The organism is Streptomyces sp. AJS327, assembly GCF_013450295.1.
Lineage (GTDB): Bacteria > Actinomycetota > Actinomycetes > Streptomycetales > Streptomycetaceae > Streptomyces.
The window spans coordinates 374,960-396,895 of record NZ_SKBR01000002.1 but is presented as its reverse complement, the minus strand read 5'-3'; the positions used below and the strand labels follow the sequence as shown (position 1 = coordinate 396,895).

General features: G+C 72.8%; 20 protein-coding genes. 9 read left to right on the top strand and 11 right to left on the bottom strand.

The features are described from left to right. Positions 1 to 25 precede the first annotated feature (25 nt). Positions 26 to 1,333, bottom strand: a complete 1,308-nt coding sequence (locus E0L36_RS11565) for an extracellular solute-binding protein (protein WP_180928938.1) — start codon at positions 1,331 to 1,333, stop codon at positions 26 to 28. A 298-nt stretch (positions 1,334 to 1,631) separates the two neighbouring features. Here E0L36_RS11565 and E0L36_RS11560 point away from each other — a divergent pair, with 298 nt between their 5' ends. From E0L36_RS11560 to E0L36_RS11550, 3 genes are all read left to right on the top strand, one after another. After that, positions 1,632 to 2,456: a GntR family transcriptional regulator gene (locus E0L36_RS11560; RefSeq protein WP_180928937.1), complete on the top strand. Its 825-nt coding sequence runs from the start codon at positions 1,632 to 1,634 to the stop codon at positions 2,454 to 2,456. A gap of 353 nt (positions 2,457 to 2,809) precedes the next feature. Beyond that, positions 2,810 to 4,996, top strand: coding sequence for a carbon starvation CstA family protein (locus tag E0L36_RS11555; protein ID WP_308416729.1), 2,187 nt, complete (start codon positions 2,810 to 2,812; stop codon positions 4,994 to 4,996). After that, positions 4,993 to 5,190, top strand: coding sequence for a CstA-like transporter-associated (seleno)protein (locus E0L36_RS11550; RefSeq protein WP_180928936.1), 198 nt, complete (start codon positions 4,993 to 4,995; stop codon positions 5,188 to 5,190). The genes E0L36_RS11555 and E0L36_RS11550 overlap by 4 nt, the downstream gene beginning before the upstream one ends. A 770-nt stretch (positions 5,191 to 5,960) precedes the next feature. On the opposite strand, the gene E0L36_RS11545 is transcribed toward E0L36_RS11550, so the two are convergent. From E0L36_RS11545 to E0L36_RS11510, 8 genes are all read right to left on the bottom strand, one after another. Next, positions 5,961 to 6,461: a hypothetical protein gene (locus tag E0L36_RS11545; protein ID WP_180928935.1), complete on the bottom strand. Its 501-nt coding sequence runs from the start codon at positions 6,459 to 6,461 to the stop codon at positions 5,961 to 5,963. A 30-nt stretch (positions 6,462 to 6,491) separates the two neighbouring features. After that, on the bottom strand, positions 6,492 to 7,295 hold the full coding sequence (locus tag E0L36_RS11540; protein WP_180928934.1) for a D-Ala-D-Ala carboxypeptidase family metallohydrolase: 804 nt from the start codon (positions 7,293 to 7,295) through the stop codon (positions 6,492 to 6,494). 132 nt (positions 7,296 to 7,427) lie between these two features. Next, complete coding sequence (gene def / locus E0L36_RS11535; protein ID WP_180929939.1) at positions 7,428 to 8,060, bottom strand: peptide deformylase; 633 nt, start codon at positions 8,058 to 8,060, stop codon at positions 7,428 to 7,430. A 108-nt stretch (positions 8,061 to 8,168) separates the two neighbouring features. After that, positions 8,169 to 9,170: a hypothetical protein gene (locus tag E0L36_RS11530; protein WP_180928933.1), complete on the bottom strand. Its 1,002-nt coding sequence runs from the start codon at positions 9,168 to 9,170 to the stop codon at positions 8,169 to 8,171. 1,088 nt (positions 9,171 to 10,258) lie between these two features. Beyond that, positions 10,259 to 10,678, bottom strand: coding sequence for a mycothiol system anti-sigma-R factor (rsrA, locus tag E0L36_RS11525; RefSeq protein WP_180928932.1), 420 nt, complete (start codon positions 10,676 to 10,678; stop codon positions 10,259 to 10,261). Next, positions 10,675 to 11,331: a sigma-70 family RNA polymerase sigma factor gene (locus tag E0L36_RS11520; RefSeq protein ID WP_180929938.1), complete on the bottom strand. Its 657-nt coding sequence runs from the start codon at positions 11,329 to 11,331 to the stop codon at positions 10,675 to 10,677. The genes rsrA and E0L36_RS11520 overlap by 4 nt, the downstream gene beginning before the upstream one ends. A gap of 395 nt (positions 11,332 to 11,726) precedes the next feature. Continuing rightward, positions 11,727 to 12,389: an alpha/beta family hydrolase gene (locus E0L36_RS11515; protein WP_180928931.1), complete on the bottom strand. Its 663-nt coding sequence runs from the start codon at positions 12,387 to 12,389 to the stop codon at positions 11,727 to 11,729. Between the two features lie 167 nt (positions 12,390 to 12,556). Further along, positions 12,557 to 13,435, bottom strand: a complete 879-nt coding sequence (locus tag E0L36_RS11510) for an SOS response-associated peptidase (RefSeq protein ID WP_180928930.1) — start codon at positions 13,433 to 13,435, stop codon at positions 12,557 to 12,559. Between the two features lie 373 nt (positions 13,436 to 13,808). Here E0L36_RS11510 and E0L36_RS11505 point away from each other — a divergent pair, with 373 nt between their 5' ends. From E0L36_RS11505 to E0L36_RS11490, 4 genes are all read left to right on the top strand, one after another. Next, positions 13,809 to 14,522: a M50 family metallopeptidase gene (locus tag E0L36_RS11505; protein ID WP_180928929.1), complete on the top strand. Its 714-nt coding sequence runs from the start codon at positions 13,809 to 13,811 to the stop codon at positions 14,520 to 14,522. Positions 14,523 to 14,861: 339 nt separating this feature from the next. Next, positions 14,862 to 16,313, top strand: coding sequence for a 3-phosphoshikimate 1-carboxyvinyltransferase (aroA, locus tag E0L36_RS11500; RefSeq protein WP_180928928.1), 1,452 nt, complete (start codon positions 14,862 to 14,864; stop codon positions 16,311 to 16,313). An 8-nt stretch (positions 16,314 to 16,321) separates the two neighbouring features. Then, on the top strand, positions 16,322 to 17,329 hold the full coding sequence (gene rsgA, locus E0L36_RS11495) for a ribosome small subunit-dependent GTPase A (RefSeq protein ID WP_180929937.1): 1,008 nt from the start codon (positions 16,322 to 16,324) through the stop codon (positions 17,327 to 17,329). A gap of 91 nt (positions 17,330 to 17,420) precedes the next feature. After that, on the top strand, positions 17,421 to 17,744 hold the full coding sequence (locus E0L36_RS11490; protein ID WP_180928927.1) for a multidrug efflux SMR transporter: 324 nt from the start codon (positions 17,421 to 17,423) through the stop codon (positions 17,742 to 17,744). Between the two features lie 145 nt (positions 17,745 to 17,889). On the opposite strand, the gene E0L36_RS11485 is transcribed toward E0L36_RS11490, so the two are convergent. Beyond that, complete coding sequence (locus tag E0L36_RS11485; RefSeq protein WP_180928926.1) at positions 17,890 to 18,609, bottom strand: TetR/AcrR family transcriptional regulator; 720 nt, start codon at positions 18,607 to 18,609, stop codon at positions 17,890 to 17,892. Between the two features lie 164 nt (positions 18,610 to 18,773). Between E0L36_RS11485 and hisN the strand changes: the two genes are divergently transcribed. Then, positions 18,774 to 19,568 carry a histidinol-phosphatase gene (gene hisN, locus E0L36_RS11480; protein ID WP_180928925.1) on the top strand — a complete coding sequence of 265 codons (795 nt, stop codon included), beginning with the start codon at positions 18,774 to 18,776 and terminating at the stop codon, positions 19,566 to 19,568. A gap of 84 nt (positions 19,569 to 19,652) precedes the next feature. Here the strand turns inward: hisN and E0L36_RS11475 are convergent, their stop codons facing one another. After that, a complete protein-coding gene (locus E0L36_RS11475; RefSeq protein ID WP_180928924.1) occupies positions 19,653 to 21,116 on the bottom strand; it encodes a catalase in 1,464 nt (487 codons plus the stop codon). A 129-nt stretch (positions 21,117 to 21,245) separates the two neighbouring features. On the opposite strand from E0L36_RS11475, the gene E0L36_RS11470 reads away from it, so the two are divergent. Further along, positions 21,246 to 21,662 carry a Fur family transcriptional regulator gene (locus E0L36_RS11470; RefSeq protein WP_180928923.1) on the top strand — a complete coding sequence of 139 codons (417 nt, stop codon included), beginning with the start codon at positions 21,246 to 21,248 and terminating at the stop codon, positions 21,660 to 21,662. Positions 21,663 to 21,936 lie beyond the last annotated feature (274 nt).

Sequence of the window (21,936 nt, the reverse complement as noted above, 5' to 3'; positions counted from 1 at the left end):
GCAGACCTTCCGCTCCTACGACCACTCAGGCGTCGTTGTTGATGAGTTCGTCGATCTGCTTGTCGGCCTTCGCGGTCGCCGACTTCACGGACTCGCCCTTGACGATCGACACCAGCATGTTCGGCAGCACGTTCTGCTTCTCGATCGCGGCCCAGCCGGGGGCGATCGGGGTGAACCAGGCGTCGGTCACGGCCTTGGCGGCCGGGGCGGTCTCCGGATCGTCCTTGAGCGGTTCCAGCTGCTTGGTGTTGTTCGGCAGGATCTTCTTGGAGGCCAGCTTCTCCTGGGCCTTCTCGCTGGTGAACATCGAGATCCAGTCCTCGGCCAGGTCCTTGACCCCGGACTTCTCGATGACCCCGAGGTCGGAGCCGCCGATGAAGGAGGGCAGCGGCTTACCACCGGGACCGGGCATCACGGCGGTCTCGATCTTGCCCTTGAGCTTCTTGTTGCCCTGCTCGGTGCCGGTGACCCGGGCGACCTCGAAGGCGTTGCCGTAGAGCATCGCCGTCTTCTCGTTCGCCATGACGTTGGCGTGGTCCAGCTCGTCCTTGGTCTTGTCGGCGTTGTTGTAGTCGCTGATCAGGTCGGCGAAGTGCTGGATGCCCTTGCGCGCGGCCGGTTCGCTCAGCGTGGCCTTCCACTTCTCGCCGTCCTCACCGTCCTTCTCCGACGTGGCGATCTGGCCGCCGTACGCGGTGACGTAGGACATCGCGGCGTACCAGTACTTGCCGGGGAGGTAGAGCGGGGAGAACGCGGCGTCGGAGCCGTACTCGTCACCCAGCTCGCCGAGCGCCTTCCGCAGTCCGGCCTCGGTCTCGGGCACCTTCGCCGAGCCGGTGGCCTTCTCGAACATCTCGGTGTTGTGCAGCGCGACGCGGGCCGCGGAGTAGTACGGGACGCAGTAGAGCTTCCCCTCGTAGGTGCAGGTGTCCTTGAGCCCCTGGACCCAGGAGTCGGAGTTGTCGTACTTCTTCTCGTCGACCTCGGCGAGGGCGCCGTTGAGGATGTACGTCAGCGTCTCGGTGTTGCCCAGCTCGACCACGTCGGGGAACTTGCTCCCGCCGAGGGCGGCGTCGAGCTTCTTGGTCTTGTCCCCCCACTGCTGGTACTGGATGTTGACCTTGACCTTCGGATACTTGTCCTTGAACCGCGCGTTGACGTCCTTGACCAGGTCGGGCCAGGTGCTCTCGGCGTCGTTCATCAGCCAGACGGTCAGCTCCTCGTCCCGGTCCGCCGGGTCCTTCGAGGCGTTGCCGCCGTCGTCCGAACCACAGGCCGCCAGACCCGCCACCAGGACCGTCGCACCGAGCGCCGCTATGAGTTTCCGCTTCACGCCACCCTCCTCGGGGATGCCAAGAGCCCCCCGCCCCACGAACAGTGACGATCCATCCGATTCTCGGCACGCACCGCCCCCCGGGACCGGGATTGGTCTTTAATGGTTTAGACCAGTAGGGGGAGCTTGGCCTAGACCTTTCTAGAGTGTCAATGGTGCCCAGAGTTGGCTACCCCTTCCGTTACCGGAACGACATCTGGGCTCACCGACCCCGCATCGGGCGGCACATGCCACGATGTGAGCCCTATCCAGGAGGAAGCCGGTGACGGCAGCAGGCAACGACTCGGGAAGGCGTGCCATGAGTACGGACGGGACCCCCGCGACCAGCACGGGAGCCGCGGCACCGGCGGAGCCCCGCACGGTCGGCGGCAACGGCGGTGCCCCCGGCTCCGCGCGCGTGCCCAAGTACTACCGCCTGAAGCGGCACCTGCTGGAGATGACCCAGACCCTGCCGCCCGGCACCCCCGTCCCGCCCGAACGCACCCTGGCCAGCGAGTTCGACACCTCCCGCACCACCGTCCGGCAGGCGCTCCAGGAGCTGGTCGTCGAGGGGCGGCTGGAGCGCATCCAGGGCAAGGGCACCTTCGTGGCCAAGCCCAAGGTCTCGCAGGCGCTCCAACTCACCTCCTACACCGAGGACATGCGCGCCCAGGGCCTCGAACCCACCTCGCAGCTCCTGGACATCGGCTACGTCACCGCCGACGACCGGCTCGCCGAACTGCTCGACATCGACACCGGGGCGCGGGTGCTGCGCATCGAACGGCTCCGGCTCGCCAGCGGGGAGCCGATGGCCATCGAGACCACCCACCTCTCCCACCGGCGCTTCCCGGCGCTCCGCCGCAACCTGGTGCGGCACGCCTCGCTCTACACCGCGCTCGCCGTGGACTACGGGGTGCACCTCGCCGAGGCGGAGGAGACCATCGAGACCTCGCTGGCCACCCCACGCGAGGCGGGGCTGCTCGGCACGGACGTCGGCCTGCCGATGCTGATGCTCTCCCGGCACTCCCGGGACGCCGCGGGCGAACCGGTGGAGTGGGTGCGCTCCGTCTACCGGGGCGACCGGTACAAGTTCGTCGCGAACCTCCGGCGCCCCACCGACGGCGGAACCGACGAGGTGCGCTGAGGCGCTACGCGCGTGGCGCGGGCGCTGCCGCGCCCCGTGGGCCTGGCGCACCGCGCCCGCGCCGCCGTCACGACCGCACGGCCACCGCTCCCCTGCCGCGGCGGGCCGGACCGGGCCTGGAACCGGGAGGGCCGGGGGTGGGGCGGGAGGGCTGGGGCGGGCGGAAGCTGACGTGCGCCGGGCGCGAACGGCTGGCCCGGCGGGAGCGCGTCGGATGATTCGTTCCGCGCTATAGCGCTGGCCTCCCGGCTGTTCTACGGTCCTAGCTGCCAACTCCCGTCGTACGACCGGGCGCCGCCGGTTCCGCAGCCCCGGCGGTACGGCAGTTCCGCCAGGTGAGGAAGGATCCGCGAGTGCGCGCCAATCCGCGAACTATCGCCGTGTGGACCGGTGTCGGCCTGATCGGCGCCCTGGGCTGGACCATGCTCGCCCTCGCGCGCGGCGAGGAGGTCTCCGCCGTGTGGATGATCGCGGCGGCGCTCGGTTCGTACGCCATCGGGTACCGGTTCTACGCGCGGTTCATTCAGACCCGGGTGCTGAAGGCCGACAAGACGCGGGCCACCCCGGCGGAACGACTCGACAACGGCGTCGACTACCACCCGACCGACCGCAGGGTGCTGCTCGGGCACCACTTCGCGGCGATCGCGGGGGCGGGGCCGCTGGTGGGGCCGGTACTGGCGGCCCAGATGGGCTACCTGCCGGGCACCATCTGGATCGTGGTCGGCGTCATCCTGGCCGGTGCCGTGCAGGACATGGTGACGCTCTTCTTCTCGATGCGGCGGGACGGCAAGTCGCTGGGGCAGATGGCGCGCGAGGAGATCGGGCCGATCGGCGGCGCTGCCGCGCTGATCGCGGTCTTCGCGATCATGATCATCCTGCTGGCGGTGCTGGCGCTGGTCGTGGTGAACGCGCTGGCCGAGTCGCCCTGGGGTGCCTTCTCCATCGCGATGACCATCCCCATCGCCCTCTTCATGGGCTTCTACCTGCGGGTGCTGCGCCCCGGCCGGGTCACCGAGGTGTCGCTGATCGGCGTCGGGTTGCTGCTGCTCGCGCTGGTCTCCGGTCGCTGGGTCGCGGAGTCGTCCTGGGCCGACACGTTCACGCTGGAGCCCGGCACCCTGGTGATCTGGCTGGTGATCTACGGCTTCATCGCCTCGATCCTGCCGGTGTGGATGCTGCTCGCGCCGCGTGACTACCTCTCCACCTTCATGAAGATCGGCACCATCGGGCTGCTCGCCCTCGGCGTGCTGATCGCCATGCCGAACCTGCGGATGGACGGCGTCACCGACTTCGCCTCCCGGGGCGACGGCCCGGTCTTCGCCGGTTCCCTGTTCCCCTTCGTCTTCATCACCATCGCCTGTGGCGCGCTCTCCGGCTTCCACGCCCTGATCTCCTCGGGAACCACCCCGAAGATGATCCAGAAGGAGACGCAGGTCCGGATGATCGGCTACGGCGCGATGCTGATGGAGTCGTTCGTCGCGATCATGGCGATGGTGGCGGCCAGCATCATCGACCCGGGCCTGTTCTTCGCGATGAACGCCCCCGCGGGCGTCATCGGGGACACCGTGACCTCAGCCTCGGAGGCGGTGGCGAACTTCGGCTACTCCATCTCGCCCGCCGAGCTGGAGGCGGCCGCCAGAGCGGTGGAGGAGGAGTCCCTCCTCTCCCGCACCGGCGGAGCGCCCACCCTGGCCGTCGGCGTCTCGGAGATCTTCACCCAGGTCATCGGCGGCGACGGGATGAAGGCGTTCTGGTACCACTTCGCCATCATGTTCGAGGCGCTGTTCATCCTCACCGCGCTGGACGCCGGAACGCGCGTCGGCCGGTTCATGCTCCAGGACATGCTCGGCAACGTCTACAAGCCGTTCCGTGAGGTCAGCTGGCGTCCGGGCGTCTGGATCACCAGCGGCATCGTGGTGGCGCTCTGGGGCTACTTCCTCTGGGTCGGCGTCCACGAGCCGCTGGGCGGGATCAACCAGCTCTTCCCGCTCTTCGGTATCGCCAACCAGCTGCTGGCGGCGGTCGCGCTGGCGGTCTGCACGACGCTGCTCATCAAGTCCGGACGGCTGAAGTGGGCCTGGGTCACCGGCGTTCCGCTCGCCTGGGACGCCGTGGTCACCCTGACCGCCAGCTGGCAGAAGGTCTTCTCCAGCGACCCGGCGGTCGGCTTCTTCAAGCAGCGCTCCGTCTACCAGGAGGCGATCGACCGGGGCGAGGTGCTGGCCCCCGCGAAGTCCATGGACGACATGCACACCGTGGTCACCAACTCCACGGTCACCGGCACGCTGGCGGCGCTCTTCGCGGTGCTGGTGGTCGTCATCCTCATCGACTGCGCCCGCACCTGCGTCCGGGCGATCCGCGATCCGGAGGGCACCCGCCTCATGGAGGCGCCGTACCAGAAGTCCACCGTGGTGGAGCCCGCTGGGCTCATTCCCACCAGGGAGGAGAAGCAAGAGATGGCCGCCGCGAAGGCGGGCGGCCGGGAGGGAGCCGCCGCGAAGGCGGGCGGCCGGGACGGTGGCGCGGAGGGGGAGCGGTGAACCGGCTGTTGCGCGGGGTGCGGTGGACCGGCTGGTATCTGCGCGAACTCACCGGAGAGACCGCCTACGAACGGCATGTGGCTCATCTGCGGGCGCACGACGCGGCCGCCGAGGTGCCCACCCGGCGGGAGTTCGAGCGGCGGCGCACCGACGCCCAGGAGCGCGACCCCCGCGAGGGCTTCCGCTGCTGCTGAACTCACCGCGTCAGGAGGCCCGTTCGATCCTGGTCCCCGGCCGCCGTTTCCGGCGATCGGCGGGGCGCCGCTTCCGGGTCGGTGGTCGTCGCACGGGCGCGCGGCCCGGCTGGCCTGGAGTCGGCTAACGACCGTCGTGCGCGGGGGAGTTCACGCGGATGACGGGCGGGTGCGGACGGCGTGCCCGGGGCGTCCGGCGGGGCTGTCCGCCTCCCTCACCGCGCCCGGAACTCACGGGCGGGGCTCGGCTGGGGTGTGACTCCCGGCTCGCCGCCCGCCGTTGGCGGGGCGTCTCCCCCTCCCCCTCGCGCGTGCCGTTACGGCGTCAACTCGGGGCGGTACGGGAGCGGTTGAGCCCCCGTGGGCCCGCGGTACGGGCCGGAGGGTTGCGGGGCCCGGGGGCGGTGCGGGGCGGGCGTGGGCCGGGCCGCCTGGGGCCGTCTCGGGCCGTGTGCGGGGCCGGTGCGGGGCCGGTGCGGGGCCGGTGCGGGGCCGGTGCGGGGCCGGTGCGGGGCCGGTGCGGGGCCGGTGCGGGGCCGGTGCGGGGCCGGTGCGGGCCCGCGCGAGCGACGAGCGCCGCGCGGGCCGTGGATCGCGGTGGTGTCGGCCACCGCGATCCGGGCGCGCGCCGGGCCGTGGGCCGGGCGCGCGGATGTTTCAGGGGGTGTGGCCACCGGTTCCGGTCGGTTCCGGACCGGCGGCGAACTCCCCTTCGGACGGCGGCACATGGCCGGGTGGGCCCTGCGGCTCCGCCGTCCGTCGGGCGAAGGTCAGCAGCCTCCGCAGTTGTGGTACGTCACGTCCCAGTGGTTGCCCTCGCGGTAGTAGATGTTCCCCGAGGCGGACTTCCACTTGGAGCCACCGATGGAGGTGAAGCTGCCCTTGATGTAGTTGTCCAGGCAGCTCGACAGGCTGAAGTCGACCTTGTAGCCGTTCCAGTGGCTGTACTGGCCGCTCGCGTGCCCGGTCTCGGTGCCGCCGGTCAGGTTGACGGCGCATCCGCTGGACTTCTTCAGCGTGATGACCCCGTCCACCGTGGCCGAGTTGATCTGGTCGAACGAGGTGCAGTTCGGCTTGTTCCGGTCCGAACAGCCGCCGCTGGAGGACCAGCTGAGCCCGGCCGACTTGAACTTGCTGGTGGCCTGCGAGTGGCTGAGCTTGGCGCGCGGCTCCGCCGCGCTCTCGTCAGCCTGGGCGACGGCCGCACCGGTCGCCACCAGGACGACGGCCGCGCCAGCGCCCACCAGGCCGTGGATCAGGCGTTTGCGCATGGGGGGTTCCCTTCGCTCGTGCGGCGGAGGTCAGATGCCGCAGGTAGGCGCCGACCAGTGCCTGCTGGACCGGTGGTCGACGTGGGTGTGGTCGTTGTGTCCCGGGTAGCCCGGGCCCAGGATGCCGTTGAACCCGTGGTTCCTGGCCGCCTTGGCCATCGCGCACAGCGAGTGCGAACCGGCGCCCAGGTCGGCCGCGTCGCCGTACATGTGCCGGCTGGAGGGCGAGCCGCCGACCGAGTCGTTGCACGACTTGGAACGGAAGCCGCTGGTGACCCGGAGCGGCTTGTCGCCCATCGCGTGCCGCATGGCCTCCAGCTTCCACATGGTGCGCAGCGCGTTGGACTTGGCCGTCGCGGCGCTGACCGCGCCGCCGCTCCAGGTGGAGTTGCACTTGTTCAGCTCGCTGAAGTCGAAGTGCTTCGGCGAGCAGTCGGAGTCCTGGAGGGCGTAGATCTTGCTGAAGGTGTTCGGTCCGGCCACGCCGTCGGCGGACAGGCCGTACGCCTTCTGGAAGCGACTGACCGCGGCCTTCGTCGCCGGGCCGAACTTGCCGTCGATCGCCAGCACCTTCCCGGAGCCCGGGTATCCGGCGACGCGGATCTGGAGCTGGGTGACGTCCGAACCCGAGTGGCCTTCCTTCAGGGTGCGGTTCCAGGTGTAGCAGCCGTCCAGCGGCTTGGCGTCCTTGGCCTTCGTGGTCTGGGCCTTCGTCGCCTCGGCGGCCTTGCCGTCCTGCGACGGTCCGGCGGACGCCGGGTTGGCCAGGCTCACCAGGGGAAGCGCGACGACCATCGCGCTGCCGAGCAGTAATCCAGCTCTTCGTCTGAGCATCTCTGCCTCCGTAAGTGTGGGGGTCGACACCAGACATTGACGTGACCAACACAATGCGTCAACAGAGACGGGGAACTGCCAGTGGACGGTCCACTGGCAGTTCCCCGGCGGCGCTCGGCGGGACGGCCCGGATCAGTCGTTGGGCACGGTCTCGTAGCGCGGGGTCGACTCCTCCATCTGCCGCAGCACGCCCTTGCGTTCACGCTTCGACAGCCGGTCGATGTACAGGTAGCCGTACAGGTGGTCCGTCTCGTGCTGGAGGCAGCGGGCGAAGTAGCCGGTGCCCCGCACGGCGATCGGCCGGCCCTCGGCGTCCTGCCCGCGCACCACCGCGTAGTCGGGGCGCGCGAGGGGGGCGTACGCGCCGGGCACGGAGAGGCAGCCCTCGCCGCCGTCGTCCAGCACCCGCCGCGCGGCGTCCAGTTCGTCCAGCACGGGGTTGCAGACCACGCCCACGTGCCGCACCCCGTCGTCGTCCATGCAGTCGTAGACGAAGACCTTCAGGTCGACGCCGATCTGGTTGGCCGCCAGCCCCACACCCTCGGCCATCCGCTGGCTCGCGAACATGTCGTCGATCAACTGGGCCAGCCCGGCGTCGAATTCGGTGACGTCCGCGCACTCCCGGTGCAGCGCGGGGTGACCGACAACGGTGATCGGCCGCGCGGTGCCCCGCTCGCGGTGCGCGGTCTCCCGCGCCTCACAGTCCATCGTGTCGACGATGAACTCGCCGAGGTCCTCCGTCTGGGTGCCCTGTCGCTGCGCCATGCCGCCGTACGCCTTCCTCACAACACGAATCGTCGCCCTACAGACTACGGGGCCCGCACACCGCCGGTACGGCGCGGGCGACGCCGCACCGGCCGCCGGGCGCCCCGCTCAGCAGACTTCCTCAAGGTCACGCCACGCACGTGTGTCCGGACTGTCCGCGACCCACCCGTCCAGCAGTCCGCGCACCAGCGTCGCCGGTGCGGCCAGCCCGCACTCCCGCTCCGGAACCCAGAGGGCGCCCGGCCCGCCGGCCGTCATGTGCCCCAGCGGACCGGGGTGTCCGGGCGAGCTGTGGTCGTGCGGATCGAGCCGCTGGCTGCCGTCCCCCTCGTCGGCGGGCATCGCGCTCTCCGAGCAGGAACGGCACAGCAGACGCACCGAGGAGGACCAGTCCTCGGCGGCGAAGCCCGCCTCGGCCGCCAGCCGCTCCAGGGCGTCCCGGTCCGACTCCGTCGCCGCCTCCAGCAGCACCACCCAGGTCGGCACCGGCGAGGGCGCCCACAGCTCGATCTCGTCGAACACCGGGTAGGAGGGGCCGGCCGCGGTCGTCCGCTCGCCGTGCGGAACGCCGTCGTGCAGCACGACCTCGCCCCAGCGGCGGCCGGAGGACGGCAGCGGGATGCTCTGGATCTCCAGCCGCGCCGGGTCGATCCGCCGCCCCCACACGACCTCCGCCTCACCCTCCGGTGAGAGCCGCACGGCCGCGCTCCCCAGCTGCATGCCGGTGGGTTCCTCCACCGCCGCCGCGCTCTGTGCCTGCCCGGGCACCCGCAGTCCGTACGCCTGCCAGGCGCGCCGCGCCAGCGGCCAGTCCTGGAGGGCCGTCGCCGCGATGCCCACGTTCCACCAGTCCGGGGCGCCCGCCTCGCGGTCCAGCAGCGCGACGGCCCGCAGCCCCGCGGCCCGCGCCTGCTCCCAGTCGTGCCGGAACTTGTGCAGCAACGCCAGGTTGAACCAGGACTCGGACAGCCACGGCTCCAGGTCGGCGGCGCGCGTGAGCAGCGCGCCCGCGTCCTCGTACCGCCCATCGCCGATGAGCGTGAAAGCGCGGTCGGTCGCCTGCCGCCAGGAGGCGGAAGGCCGGTGCCGTACCTTGCCGAAGATCCTCACAATGATTCCGCCGTTTCCGCCCGGTTCCCGTCTGCCGCGTGGCCCCGGCGCCCCGGCGCCGAGGGCTCCGCACCGCCGCGCCTCGCGCGCGGTACGCGCCTCTCGCGGTTCCCCTCTTCGCATCCAACCATGCCCGCTACGGTGCCCGCTCATTACCCGTGCGTCCGGCCCCGCACCGGCGAAGCACCACCCGGGCCAGGGCTTCCACCGCCCCGGGGCGCGTCCTCCCGGGCGCTGGCCGCGACCGGCCGCGCCAGGGCCCGCGCGTGGGTGTCGCCCCCGGAGGCCCCTCGACCGCGATCAGCCCCTCGCACACGGTGACCGTACGCACCGCACGCGCTGTCAACAGACGTTGAACGGTACGGATCGGCCCACCGCTCCCCCGCGACGATCCGGGCCGCGCGGTCCGGCGGAGGCGCCCGCCCGCCACCGTGTCCGGCGGCGCCAGCCGCCCGGTGTCGCGCGTCAGCCCGGCCTACTCCAGCACGGTGAACTCCGGTTCGGTCAGCCCCGGTTCCCGCCCGCCGGACGGCACCCGGCGGCGCCCCGGGGCGGACGGCCGGGCGGGGCGTGGACGGGCGTCTCCGTCGCACGCGCGAGGGACCCCACGGTCCACCGGTACATCGCCCGTACGGAGGGTGGCCACGCCGTCCGGGCGGCTCCCACGGCCTCCGCACGCGCGGTACGTCTCCGCCCGCCCCTCAACAGGCTGGCGGGCGAGGGGAGGTCGGGGCGACCGGGACGGCCGGACCGGCGGGAGCGCCCGTCCCGCACGGGGCGGCCCGGCTTCACACGGTGCGGTGGGCAAGGTCGAGGCGCCCACGGACCGGCGAACTACCGTGCCGCCGCCCGCGGTTGGGGCCCCGGCGGAACCGGTGGCCCGGTTGCCGCGGCACGGGCGAGGCGAGCGACGCGACGGGTGGTGGGCGCGTGGCGGGGAGATGAGCGCGTCCGGCACGGGTCGCGGTGCGGGCGGCGCGGGGGTACCCGCGATGACGGCTGGCCGGGGGCGATCCGCCCGGCCACGGGAGAGACGGCGGCGCCGCGGGACGGCCCCGGCGGAGCGGGGCCGGAAGGGACCGGAAGGGTCAGGCGGGGCGGGGGTGCTCCGCCGAGGGGAGCGGTTCCTGCGGCCCGGTGGACTGCTGCGGCGCCGACGCGGCGCGGGCGTCCGGCTCCCCGGTGGGGCGCTCGGAGGCGCCGGACTCCGCGGAGGGCGACGGCCCGGCGGGATCGTCCTCCGCCCCGGCCTGGCCCGCGCGGATCACCTCGATCCGGCCCATCACCTTGGACCGCAGGTCGGAGGGGACGTCGTCCTGCCCGCAGCAGCGCTTGACGAGCTTCTTGACCTCCTGCTCCAGCCCGTACTTCTCCAGACAGGGCGAGCACTCGTCGAAGTGTTCCTCGTACTTCGCGCAGTCGCTGTCCGGCATCTCACGGTCGAGGTACTCGTAGAGGTGGCTCAGTACCTCCGAGCAGTCCGTCTCGTGCGGCTCTCCGCAACTCATGAGCCCGAGCCCTTCCGGTCGTGCGAGTCTTTCGGGGCGGCGCCCGCGGGTACGAGCCCGCGGTCCCGCGCGTAGTCCTCCAGCATGCCGCGCAGCTGGCGCCGTCCGCGATGCAGCCGGGACATCACCGTGCCGATGGGTGTCCCCATGATGTCCGCGATCTCCTTGTAGGCAAAGCCTTCAACGTCCGCGAGATACACGGCTATCCGGAACTCCTCGGGAATCTCCTGGAGCGCTTCCTTCACGTCCGAGTCCGGCAGGTGGTCGAGGGCCTGGGCCTCGGCGGAGCGCAGACCGGTCGACATGTGCGACTCGGCGCGGGCGAGCTGCCAGTCCTCGATCTCCTCCGCCGCGCTGCGCTGCGGCTCCCGCTGCTTCTTGCGGTAGGAGTTGATGAAGGTGTTGGTGAGGATCCGGTACAGCCACGCCTTGAGGTTGGTGCCCTCCCGGAATTGGTGGAACGACGCGTACGCCTTGGCGTACGTCTCCTGCACCAGATCCTCGGCGTCGGCCGGGTTACGCGTCATCCGGAGGGCGGCCGAGTACATCTGGTCGAGGAACGCGAGGGCGTCCCGTTCGAAGCGCGCACTCCGCTCGGCCTCGGTCTCCCGCTGGGCGCCAGCGCCGTCATCGGTCCCGGTGACAGGACCCACCTCCTCCGGTTCGGCGGTGAGCCTCCGCGCGGACTCACCCGAATCGGAGAATAGACGACGATCCGCACCGTCCGCCGCTCGAATCTTCGAGCCCCCGGACAGCGCCAGCGTGGCCCAGTCCAGGTCAGCGGCGCGAGGACGCTGCGGGCAAGCGACAGAACCCATACGGGCGGCTCCCTCTCTTCGTGCTCTGCGTGGTGCCCCACCTGCTCCGTGCGCGGCGGGTGCTTTCCGCCGCCGACACCTCTGCCGGCACCTGTGTCTCATCGAACACCGGAGGGCCCCGCGTCATTCCCGGCCCGCGCGCCACGTCCCTCTCCGACCGGTTCCCCCGCTCCTCCCGCGCCGGGTCCGCCGCGGCTCCGGACCGGACGGCGGGGGGCGTGGCCCGACGGTCACCCCGCGCCGGGCAGCCCCGTGATCCAGTCGGCGGCGGCGTCGGTCAGCACCGCCAGCGCCGCCTCCTCGGAGAGCGCGCCCTCCTTCGGGCGCTTCGGCACGGCGAAGCCGTGGTCGCCGCCCGGCACCGCCGTCAGCGGGACGCCGGGCGGGAACTCCCCAGGGCGGCCGAAGGGATCGCGCTCCCCCTGGAGGACGAGCACCGGCAGCTCGGCGGCGGCCCCGGTCAGTTCCTCCGCCCGCGACTTCCCGGGCTTCCCCGGCGGGTGCAGCGGGAAGGCGAGCGCCAGCACCGCGAGCGCCCCGAGCCCGGCGGCCGTCCGGCACGCGACCCGGGCACCCGCGCTGCGGCCTCCGGCGACGACGGGCGGCCCGGCCGCCGCCAGCCGCGGCCAGAGCGCGGTCCACGCGGTGTCCAGGGTCCCGGGCGCGGGCGCCACCTTGTTACCGGCCACCCGCCAGGGCTGTTCCACCAGGGCGACGGTCACGCCGTGGCCGGGCAGTGCCCCGGCGAGCGCCCGCAGGTCCCGCGCCTCGATCCCGCCGCCCGCGCCGTGTCCCAGCGCCAGCACCGCCCGGGGCCGGGAGGCGGGGTGCCAGGTGAGGCGTGCGTCACCGCTCGGGGTGCTGACCGTCTCCGTGCTCGTACCGCGACTCATGCCGTGACGCTACCGCCGGGCCCCGCGCGCCCCCGCCACCGACGGCGCCCCGGGAGCGAGACGAGGGACGGGACGACGGACGGGCCCGCCGAACCGGGCGGCTTAGCTGGCACGTCTCCGCGGGCGGCTCAGCTGGGCGGGATCGCCGGACGGGGAGGTGGGGCGCGCTAGAACAGCGTGCTCTCCTCCGGCTCGCGGGCGTGCTCCTTCTCCAGCAACTCCGGCCCGTTGTTCCGCACGCTGCTGACGGCCCTGCCGACCGGGTAGGCCCGCATCAGCCCCCCGGGCGGTGGAGCGAGGAGTTCCCGCAGCTCGGGACCGTCCCCCAGGGCGGGGTCGAGCCAGGCGCCCCACCGGTCCGGGGTGAGCGTCAGCGGCATCCGCGGGTGGATCTCGGCGAGCGTCCCCGGCCCGTCCTCGCCGGTGTCCCCGTCCGGTTCGGGCGCGAGGGGGCCGGTCTCCGCCTCGGTGGTGATCACCGTGCAGGTCGCCCACCACGCCTGGGGGTGGCCGTCCGGCAGGGTCCGGTCCCGCCAGAACTCGTACAATCCCGCCATGGCCAGCACCGAACCGTTCCCCGGGGTCACGAAGTACGGCTGCTTCGGCGTCCGCTTCTTCCCGCCCCGCTGGCCGGGGGTGGGGACCGTTCCGCCGCCGCGCCCCGGGTCCTCACCGGGGACGGTGGAGGCGGTCGGCTCCTGCCACTCGTAGTAGCCGTCGGCGGGCAGCAGGCAGCGCCGTTTCGCGAACGGAGCGCGGTAGGCGGGCTTCTCGTGGACGGTCTCCGCGCGGGCGTTGATCATCTTGACGGCCATCTCGGGCGACTTGGCCCAGCCCGGCACCAGACCCCACCTAAGGGGCCGCAGCTGCCGCACCGGCCGCGGATCGTCCGAGCCTCTGACCGGACGGTCGAGCACCGCGTACACCTGCTTGGTCGGCGCCACGTTCCAGTCGGGGACCAGGGTCTCGGCCGGGTCCCACTTCTCCACCTCGAAGAGCCCTGCGAGGTCCTCGGGGGACCGGCTCGCTGCATACCTCCCGCACATAAGTGCCACACTGCCACGGCACGTCCCGTCGGCGCCGCGCGTTACGCGGAACACCTCCGTCCCACGGCCTCGCGTGGGCGCCGCACGCCACCGCCGTGGCGCGCCCACCCGCGCGGACGAAGCGGCCCCGCCCACCGGGCGTCGGACGTCCGGACATCCGAACGTCCGGCCATCCGGAACGGCGGCGGCGGCGTCCGCGTCGATGAGGGTGTCGGCGCGCGCGGCGATGCCCGCCCGGCGCACAGCGGCGGCGCGGCCCGGCCGCGCGGACGAGGACGGCGCGACGCCCCACCGGGGGGCCGTCGCGGAGCGCGGCCGGGCGAAGCGGACGGCCGTGACCAGGGGAGGGTGAAGGCAGGAGATGGCGGCGGAGATGGCAGAGACGAGCCTGGGCGACCTCTGGGACCGGGTCTTCGGGACCCAGCCCGACCCGGACCCGTGGCTGGTGGTGGCCATGGGGGTGGCGGCACTGGCGGTGGTGCTGCCACACGGCCCCTGGCGGCTCGCCCGCAACGCCGTGACCATCGCGCACGAGGGCGGGCACGGCCTGGTGGCCCTGCTGTCGGGGCGCCGCCTGGACGGTATCCGGCTGCACTCGGACACCTCGGGCCTGACCGTCTCCCGGGGCAAGCCCACCGGCCTCGGCATGGTGCTGACGGCCGCGGCGGGCTACACCGCGCCCTCACTGCTCGGCCTCGGCGGCGCCTGGCTGCTGGCCGCCCACCACATCACGCTGCTGCTCTGGGGTGCGACGGCGCTGCTCCTGCTGATGCTGTTCATGATCAGGAACGCCTACGGGGTACTCACCGTCCTCGTCTCGGGCGGCACCTTCCTGCTGGTGTCCTGGCTGACCGAACCCGAGGTACAGGCCGGTTTCGCGTACGCCGTGGTCTGGTTCCTGCTGCTCGGCGGGGTGCGCCCGGTCTTCGAGCTCCAGACCAAGCGGCGGCGCGGCGGCGCCCCGGACTCGGACGCCGACCAGCTGTCCCGGCTGACCAACGTCCCCGCGGCGTTCTGGCTGCTGCTCTTCCACGCCGTCGCGCTCTGCTCGCTGATCGGCGGCGGACGCTGGCTGCTGGACCTGTAGACGTCAGTCCCCCCGTCCGGACGACCCGCACGCCGTACGCCCGGCCCCGGACGCCGAGGCGGCCCGCCGGGGACGGGGGCGGGCCCGCCGGGAGGAGCGCCGGAGGCCGGGCGCCGGACCTGCCCGGGCGCGGTACGGGGGAGCCGGACCCGGCCGGGACCGCGCGCGGCCGTCGCCCCTCGTCTCCGTCCCGCTCCGTTCCTCTCCGTCCGTCGCCGTGTCGTCTTCGTTCGTCTTCGTTCGTCTTCGTTCCCGCATCCCTCCGTCTTCGCACAGCGCCCGGGTCCCTCCGTTCCTGACCGATATCTGCCCTCTGCCGTACGCACTACAGTGAGTCGCATGACCGAGTACACCGGCCCTTCCCTCCCGTCCCACCGAGCGTCCCGGTCCACCGGGCCGGTTCCGTCCGGGGAGCCGGAGGGAGACGCCGGTCTCCCGGGCCTGTGGCCCGCCCCCCACGCCCACGGGCCGGTCGACGCCACGGTGACCGTCCCCGGGTCGAAGTCGGTCACCAACCGCGGCCTGGTGCTGGCCGCCCTCTCCACCGAGCCCGGCTCGCTGCGCCGCCCGCTGCGGTCCCGGGACACCCTGCTGATGGCGGCGGGCCTCCGGGCGCTGGGCGCGCAGATCGAGGAGACACCCGCCTCCAGCACGGCGGCGGTCGCGGGGATGGCCGATCCGTCCGGCGCGGACGACGTCGGTGAGGTGTGGCGGATCATCCCGTCCGGCATGCGCGGTCCGGCCACCGTCGACGTCGGCAACGCGGGCACCGTGATGCGCTTCCTGCCACCGGTCGCGGCGCTCGCCGACGGCCCGGTGCGGTTCGACGGCGACCCGCGGTCCTACGAACGTCCGCTGGGTGGCGTGATCGACGGGCTGCGCGCCCTCGGCGCCCGGATCGACGACGAGGGGCGCGGAGCGCTGCCGCTGACGGTGCGCGGCGGCGGCGCCCTGCCCGGCGGCCGGGTCGAGGTGGACGCCTCCTCCTCCAGCCAGTTCGTCAGCGCCCTGCTGCTGTCCGGGCCCTGCTACGACCAGGGCGTCGAGGTGCGGCACACCGGCGGCACCCTGCCCTCGACGCCGCACATCCGGATGACCGTCGACATGCTGCGCCAGGCGGGCGCGCGGGTCGACGCCCCGGAGGACGGCGGGGAGCCGAACGTGTGGCGGGTGACCCGCGGCGCGCTGCTCGGCCGGGACCTCACGGTCGAGCCCGACCTCTCCAACGCGCAGCCCTTCCTCGCCGCCGCGCTGATCACCGGCGGCCGGGTCAGGGTCCGCGACTGGCCCGAGCACACCACCCAGCCCGGGGACGCGCTCCGGGAGATCCTCACCGCGATGGGCGGCTCCTGGGAGCGGGACGACCACGGGCTCACCTTCCGGGGCGGCGGCTCGCTGCACGGCGTCGACCTCGATCTCGGGGACGTGGGCGAACTCACGCCCGGCATCGCGGCGGTGGCCGCGCTGGCGAACGGCGAGTCGGTGCTGCGCGGCATCGGCCACCTCCGGCTGCACGAGACCGACCGGCTGGCGGCGCTCGCCAAGGAGATCAACGGCCTCGGCGGGGACGTCACCGAGACCCCGGACGGACTCCGCGTCCGGCCCCGGCCGCTGCGGGGCGGGGTGTTCCACACCTACGACGACCACCGGCTGGCGACGGCGGGCGCGCTGCTGGGCCTGGCCGTGCCCGGGGTACGCGTGGAGAACATCGGCACGACCGGCAAGACCCTGCCCGACTTCCCCCGGCTGTGGCACGAGATGCTCGGCACCCCGGCTGGCGAGAGGGCCTGAGCCACGCCATGCGCCGCTACGGCAAGCACACCGACGAGGACGACGTCCGGGTCCGCCCGAGCCGTAAGGGCAGCCGGCCCCGGACCCACACCCGCCCGAAACACGAGGACGCGGCGGAGGGCATGGTGCTCACCGTCGACCGGGGGCGACTGACCTGCCTGGTGGAGGACCGTACGGTCACCGCGATGAAGGCGCGCGAACTCGGCCGGAAGGGCGTGGTCGTCGGCGATCACGTGGCGGTCGTCGGCGATCTGTCCGGGGAGAAGGACACCCTGGCCCGGATCGTCCGCGTGGAGCCGCGCAGCTCCGTACTCCGCCGCAGCGCGGACGACAACGACCCGTACGAGCGGATCGTCGTCGCCAACGCCGACCAGCTGGCGATCGTCACCTCGCTCGCTGATCCGGAGCCCCGCCCCCGGCTGATCGACCGGTGCCTGGTCGCCGCGTTCGACGCCGGGCTCGAACCGCTGCTGGTGCTCACCAAGTCGGACCTCGCCCCATCGGAGCCACTGCTGGAGACGTACGCGCCGCTCGGGGTGCGGCACACCGTCACCAACCGCGCCGAGCTGGCCGGGGGCGAGGCGGCCGAACGCGTACGGGCCGAACTGTCCGGCCGGACCACGGCGTTCGTCGGGCACAGCGGCGTGGGCAAGACCACCCTGGTGAACGCGCTGGTACCACGGCGGCAGCGGGCCACCGGACACGTCAACGCGGTCACCGGACGCGGCCGGCACACCACGACCTCGGCGCTCGCGCTGCCACTGCCCGGCGACGACGGCTGGGTGATCGACACCCCCGGGGTGCGCTCCTTCGGGCTGAACCACGTCGATCCGGCCCGGGTCATCCACGCCTTCCCGGACCTCGAACCGGGCACCGCCGAGTGCCCCCGTGCCTGTGGTCACGACGAGCCGGACTGCGCTCTCGACCGGTGGGTCGCCGAGGGGCACGCCGAGCCCGCGCGGCTGCACTCGCTGCGGCGGCTGCTGGCGACGCGGGAGCGGCGCGAGGGCGATTGACCCCGATCAGCGCGTGACCTGTGCCTACGCTGTCCCGGAGCGGTGGGCCGGACCGCCGGACGCCGCGCGGTGCGAGGAGAGGCGGAGCCCTATGCCGTGGCTGCTGGTCGTTGTCGCCGGGGTGCTGGAGACGGGCTTCGCGGTGTGTCTCAAGCTCTCGCACGGCTTCACCAGGCTCTGGCCGACCATCGCCTTCTGCGCCTTCGCGCTCGGCAGCTTCGGGCTGCTGACGCTCGGGCTGAAACGGCTGGAAGTGGGCCCCGCCTACGCGGTGTGGACCGGTATCGGCGCGGCGGGTACCGCGATCTACGGCATGTTCTTCCTGGGGGACGTGGTCTCCACCCTCAAGCTGATCTCCATCACGCTGGTCATCGTCGGAGTCATCGGCCTTCAGCTCTCGGGCGGCGTCCACTGACCGAGGGCGTCCGGTCCGGGAGGCTCCGCCGTGGGGCGACCGGCCTGGCGCCCCGGCCCCGAGTCCCATCCGGGGTCCGCTCCGGAGTCCGGTGCTGGGCCCGGTCCTGGGTTCGCTCCTGGGTTCGCTCCGGCGGGCGTCCCGCTCACGGGGTGGCGAGCAGCGCCCGCACCACCTCGTACACCCGCCCGCAGGGCTCCTCGTACCCCCGCGGCCCCCGCTCCCCCGGCTCCCCCCACTCTCCCGGTTCTCCCGGCTCTCCACGGCCTCCCCGCTCCGCCCGCTCCGGCTGGGCCGCCGCCCGGGACTCGTCCCGCGACGGCGCCACGACGTAGGACAGCGCGACCCGCAGCCCCACCTCGTACGCGCGGGCCGTCTCCGGGCCACCCCGCTCCGCGTCCTGCGGCAAGTCGCCGTCCAGCGACGGCAGCCCCTCCCGGGTGCGTTCGCACAGCACGGTGGCCAGCTCCCCGGGGTCGGCGGGCAACCCACCGGGGCGTACCCGGCGTACCGGGGCCGGTAAGGGCATGCGGGGCGTCCAGCAGCCGGTGAGCGCGGCCCGCACGATGGGTTCCTCGTGCGCGGCCCGCAGCATCCAGTCGGCCGCCGCCGAGCAGCACCCGGCCGGTCCGGCGCCGCGCCGCCGCGCCGCGCGGGCCGCCTCCGCCGCGCCGTCCAGGAAGCCCTGGACCAGGCCGTCGACGAGCGCGGCGCCCAGCCCCTCCTTGCTGCCGAACTCGTTGTAGAGGGTCTGCCGCGAGACACCGGCGCGCGCGGCCACATCGACCATGCGGACGCCCGTCCACGGCTGTTTCCGGACGGCCGTGTGCGCGGCTTCCAAGAGGCTCTGGCGTGCGGTGGGCACCGTTTCCTCCCGACCCCGACGGCTGGAGTGCGGCACAGAATTGACGGGCCGCCAGGGGGTGTCAACCCCCCGCGCGCCCGCCGTCACGCGGTGCCGGAGCCGTCCCTCGCCCATTCGGCCATGGCCCTGTGGCCGGTGATACACCCGGTCGATACTGTTCGGACATGCCGGACTACCACGATGATCTGCGTCTCGCCCACGTGCTGGCGGACGCCGCCGACGCCGCGACCATGGAGCGGTTCAAGGCGCTCGACCTCAAGGTCGAGACCAAGCCGGACATGACTCCGGTGACCGAGGCGGACAAGGCGGCGGAGGAGCTGATCCGCACGTCACTGCGGCGCACCCGGCCCAGAGACGCCGTGCTCGGGGAGGAGTTCGGCACCGAGGGCGGCGGTCCGCGCCAGTGGGTCATCGACCCGATCGACGGAACGAAGAACTACGTCCGCGGCGTCCCCGTGTGGGCCACGCTGATCGCGCTCACCGAGCGCGGCGAGCAGGGCGACCGGCCGGTGGTCGGCGTGGTCTCGGCCCCCGCGCTCAACCGCCGCTGGTGGGCCGCGGTGGGCGGCGGCGCGTACACCGGGCGGAGCCTCGCGCAGGCCAGCCGCCTCCAGGTCTCGCGGGTCCAGCACGTGCGGGACGCCTCGTTCGCGTACTCCTCGCTGCACGGCTGGGAGGAGCGCGGGATGCTCGGCGGCTTCCTCGACCTGACCCGCGACTGCTGGCGCACCCGCGGATACGGCGACTTCTGGCCCTACATGATGGTCGCGGAGGGCTCGGTCGACATGTGCGCCGAGCCGGAGCTGTCCCTGTGGGACATGGCGGCCAGCGCGGTGATCGTGGAGGAGGCTGGCGGCTCCTTCACCGGGCTCGACGGGCGGCCCGGCCCGCACAGCGGCAACGCGGCGGCCTCCAACGGCCTGGTCCACGACCAGATGCTGCGCTACCTCACCGGCTGACGGCGGGAGGGGCACCGTCCGGGCAGCACGGAGGACCGGGGTCCCTGATCCCCGGTCCTCCGTGGTCGTGCGGCGGGCGGGCGGTCAGCCGCGCAGCGCCCGCACCGCGGCCTCCAGCCGCTTGCCGAAGTCCTCGTCCGCGCGGCGGAAGTTGCCGATCGCCCGGCTGGCGATGTCCTCGCGGGAGACGCCCGAGATCGCGCCGGCCAGGTTGTCGATCAGCCGCTGGCGCTCGTCCTCCGACATCAGCCGGTAGAGGTTGCCCGCCTGGACGAAGTCGTCGTCCTCGGCGTGCGCGGGCGCCTCGTGGTCACCGGTGACGCCGCTGACCGCAGTGGGGCCCCAGAGCGGGCGGTCGGTCTGGGCCGGGCCGCCGAAGCTGTTCGGCTCATAGTTCTTCGCGCCGCCGTGCCGGCCGTCGTACAGCGCGCCGTCCCGGCCGTGGCTCCGCGCCTCGGTGGCCTTCGGCTCGTTGACGGGCAGCTGGTCGGCGTTGATGCCGACGCGGTAGCGGTGCGCGTCACCGTAGGCGAAGAGCCGTCCCTGGAGCATCTTGTCCGGCGACGGGCCGATGCCGGGCACGAAGTGGTGCGGCGAGAAGACGGACTGCTCGGTCTCGGCGAAGATGTTGCGCGGGTTGCGGTTCAGCTCCAGCTTCCCGATCTCGATCGGCGGGTAGTCCTCGTGCGGCCAGACCTTGGTCAGGTCGAACGGGTTGAAGCGGTACCGCGCCGCGTCCGCCTCCGGCATGATCTGCACCCGCACGGTCCAGCGGGGGAAGTCGCCGCGTTCGATGGACTCCCGCAGGTCCCGCTGGTGGCTGTCCGGGTCCTGACCGGCCAGCTGGTCGGCCTCGGCCTGGGTCAGGTTCCTGATGCCCTGGTCCGTCTTGAAGTGGTACTTGACCCAGAAGACCTCGCCGTCGGCGTTGTTCCACTGGAAGGTGTGCGAGCCGTAGCCGTTCATGTGGCGGTACGAGGCGGGGATACCGCGGTCGCCGAAGAGCCAGGTGACCTGGTGCGTCGACTCGGGTGAGAGGCCCCAGAAGTCCCAGACGCTGTCCGCCTCCTGCGAGCCGGTGTAGGGGTCGCGCTTCTGGGTGTGGATGAAGTCCGGGAACTTGATGGCGTCCTTGATGAAGAACACCGGGGTGTTGTTGCCGACGAGGTCGTAGTTGCCCTCCTCGGTGTAGAACTTCAGCGCGAAGCCACGCGGGTCCCGCACCGCGTCGGCGGCGCCGAGGTTGCCCGCCACCGTCGAGAAGCGCAGGAAGACCTCGGTCTCCTTGCCGACCTCGGACAGGAACCCGGCACGCGTGTACGCGGTCACGTCCTCGGTGACGGTGAAGGTCCCGTAGGCACCCGCGCCGCGCGCGTGGACGACCCGCTCGGGTATGCGCTCCCGGTTGAAGTGCGCGAGCTTCTCGATCAGCAGCTGGTCCTGGATCAGACCCGGGCCACCGACGCCCGCGGTCTGGCTCTGCTGGTTGTCCGCCACCGGAGCCCCGGCTTCGGTGGTCAGCGGTCCGTTGTTCTCCTGCACCGGCACGGGCCTCTCCTGTCCTTCGGTCTCGTCGGAAGATCCGGAAGTGATCCTACATTGGACTAAGTCCAAGTCAAGAAGTGTCCGAGTTCCGTACCCGTTCTGCCTCCGGACCCACACTGCTACCCTGGGCCCATGAGTGACCTGCTGGAACGACTCCGTGAGCGCGGCTGGCGACTCACCGCGCAGCGGCGAGTCGTCGCCGAGGTGCTCAACGGCGACCACGTCCACTACACCGCGGACGAGGTGCACGCCCGCGCGGTCGAGCGGCTGCCCGAGATCGCCCGCGCCACGGTCTACAACACGCTCAGCGAGCTGGTGGCCATCGGTGAGGTCATCGAGGTCAGCACGGACGGCCGCGCCAAGCGGTACGACCCCAACACCCGCCACACGCACCAGCACCTGATCTGTTCGCGCTGCGGCACCATCCGGGACGTCCACCCGACCGGCGATCCACTCGCCGCGCTCCCCGAGACCGAGCGGTACGGCTTCGCCATCGCGGACGCCACCGTGACCTACCGGGGCGTCTGTCCCGGCTGCGCCACCGACTGAGCGGACTCGCGCCCCGCCTGCCCCCAGCCCCGGCGTCCGGCTGCCCGACGCCCATCCGACGGCGGCCGATGGGCGGCCCTCCCGCACGCCCCGGACCCCTGGCGCCCGCGCCGCCGACCCCGGAGACATCCCACTCACGCCACTCAAGGCGCCGGGGGCGACACCAGCGCACCCGGAGTCGCGCACCGGCCTCGGGGTGATCCGAAGGGGCCGGAGTGATCCACACCACGGACGCCCGCGAACCCTCGGCCTCTCCCGGCGCCAGAGCGGCCCA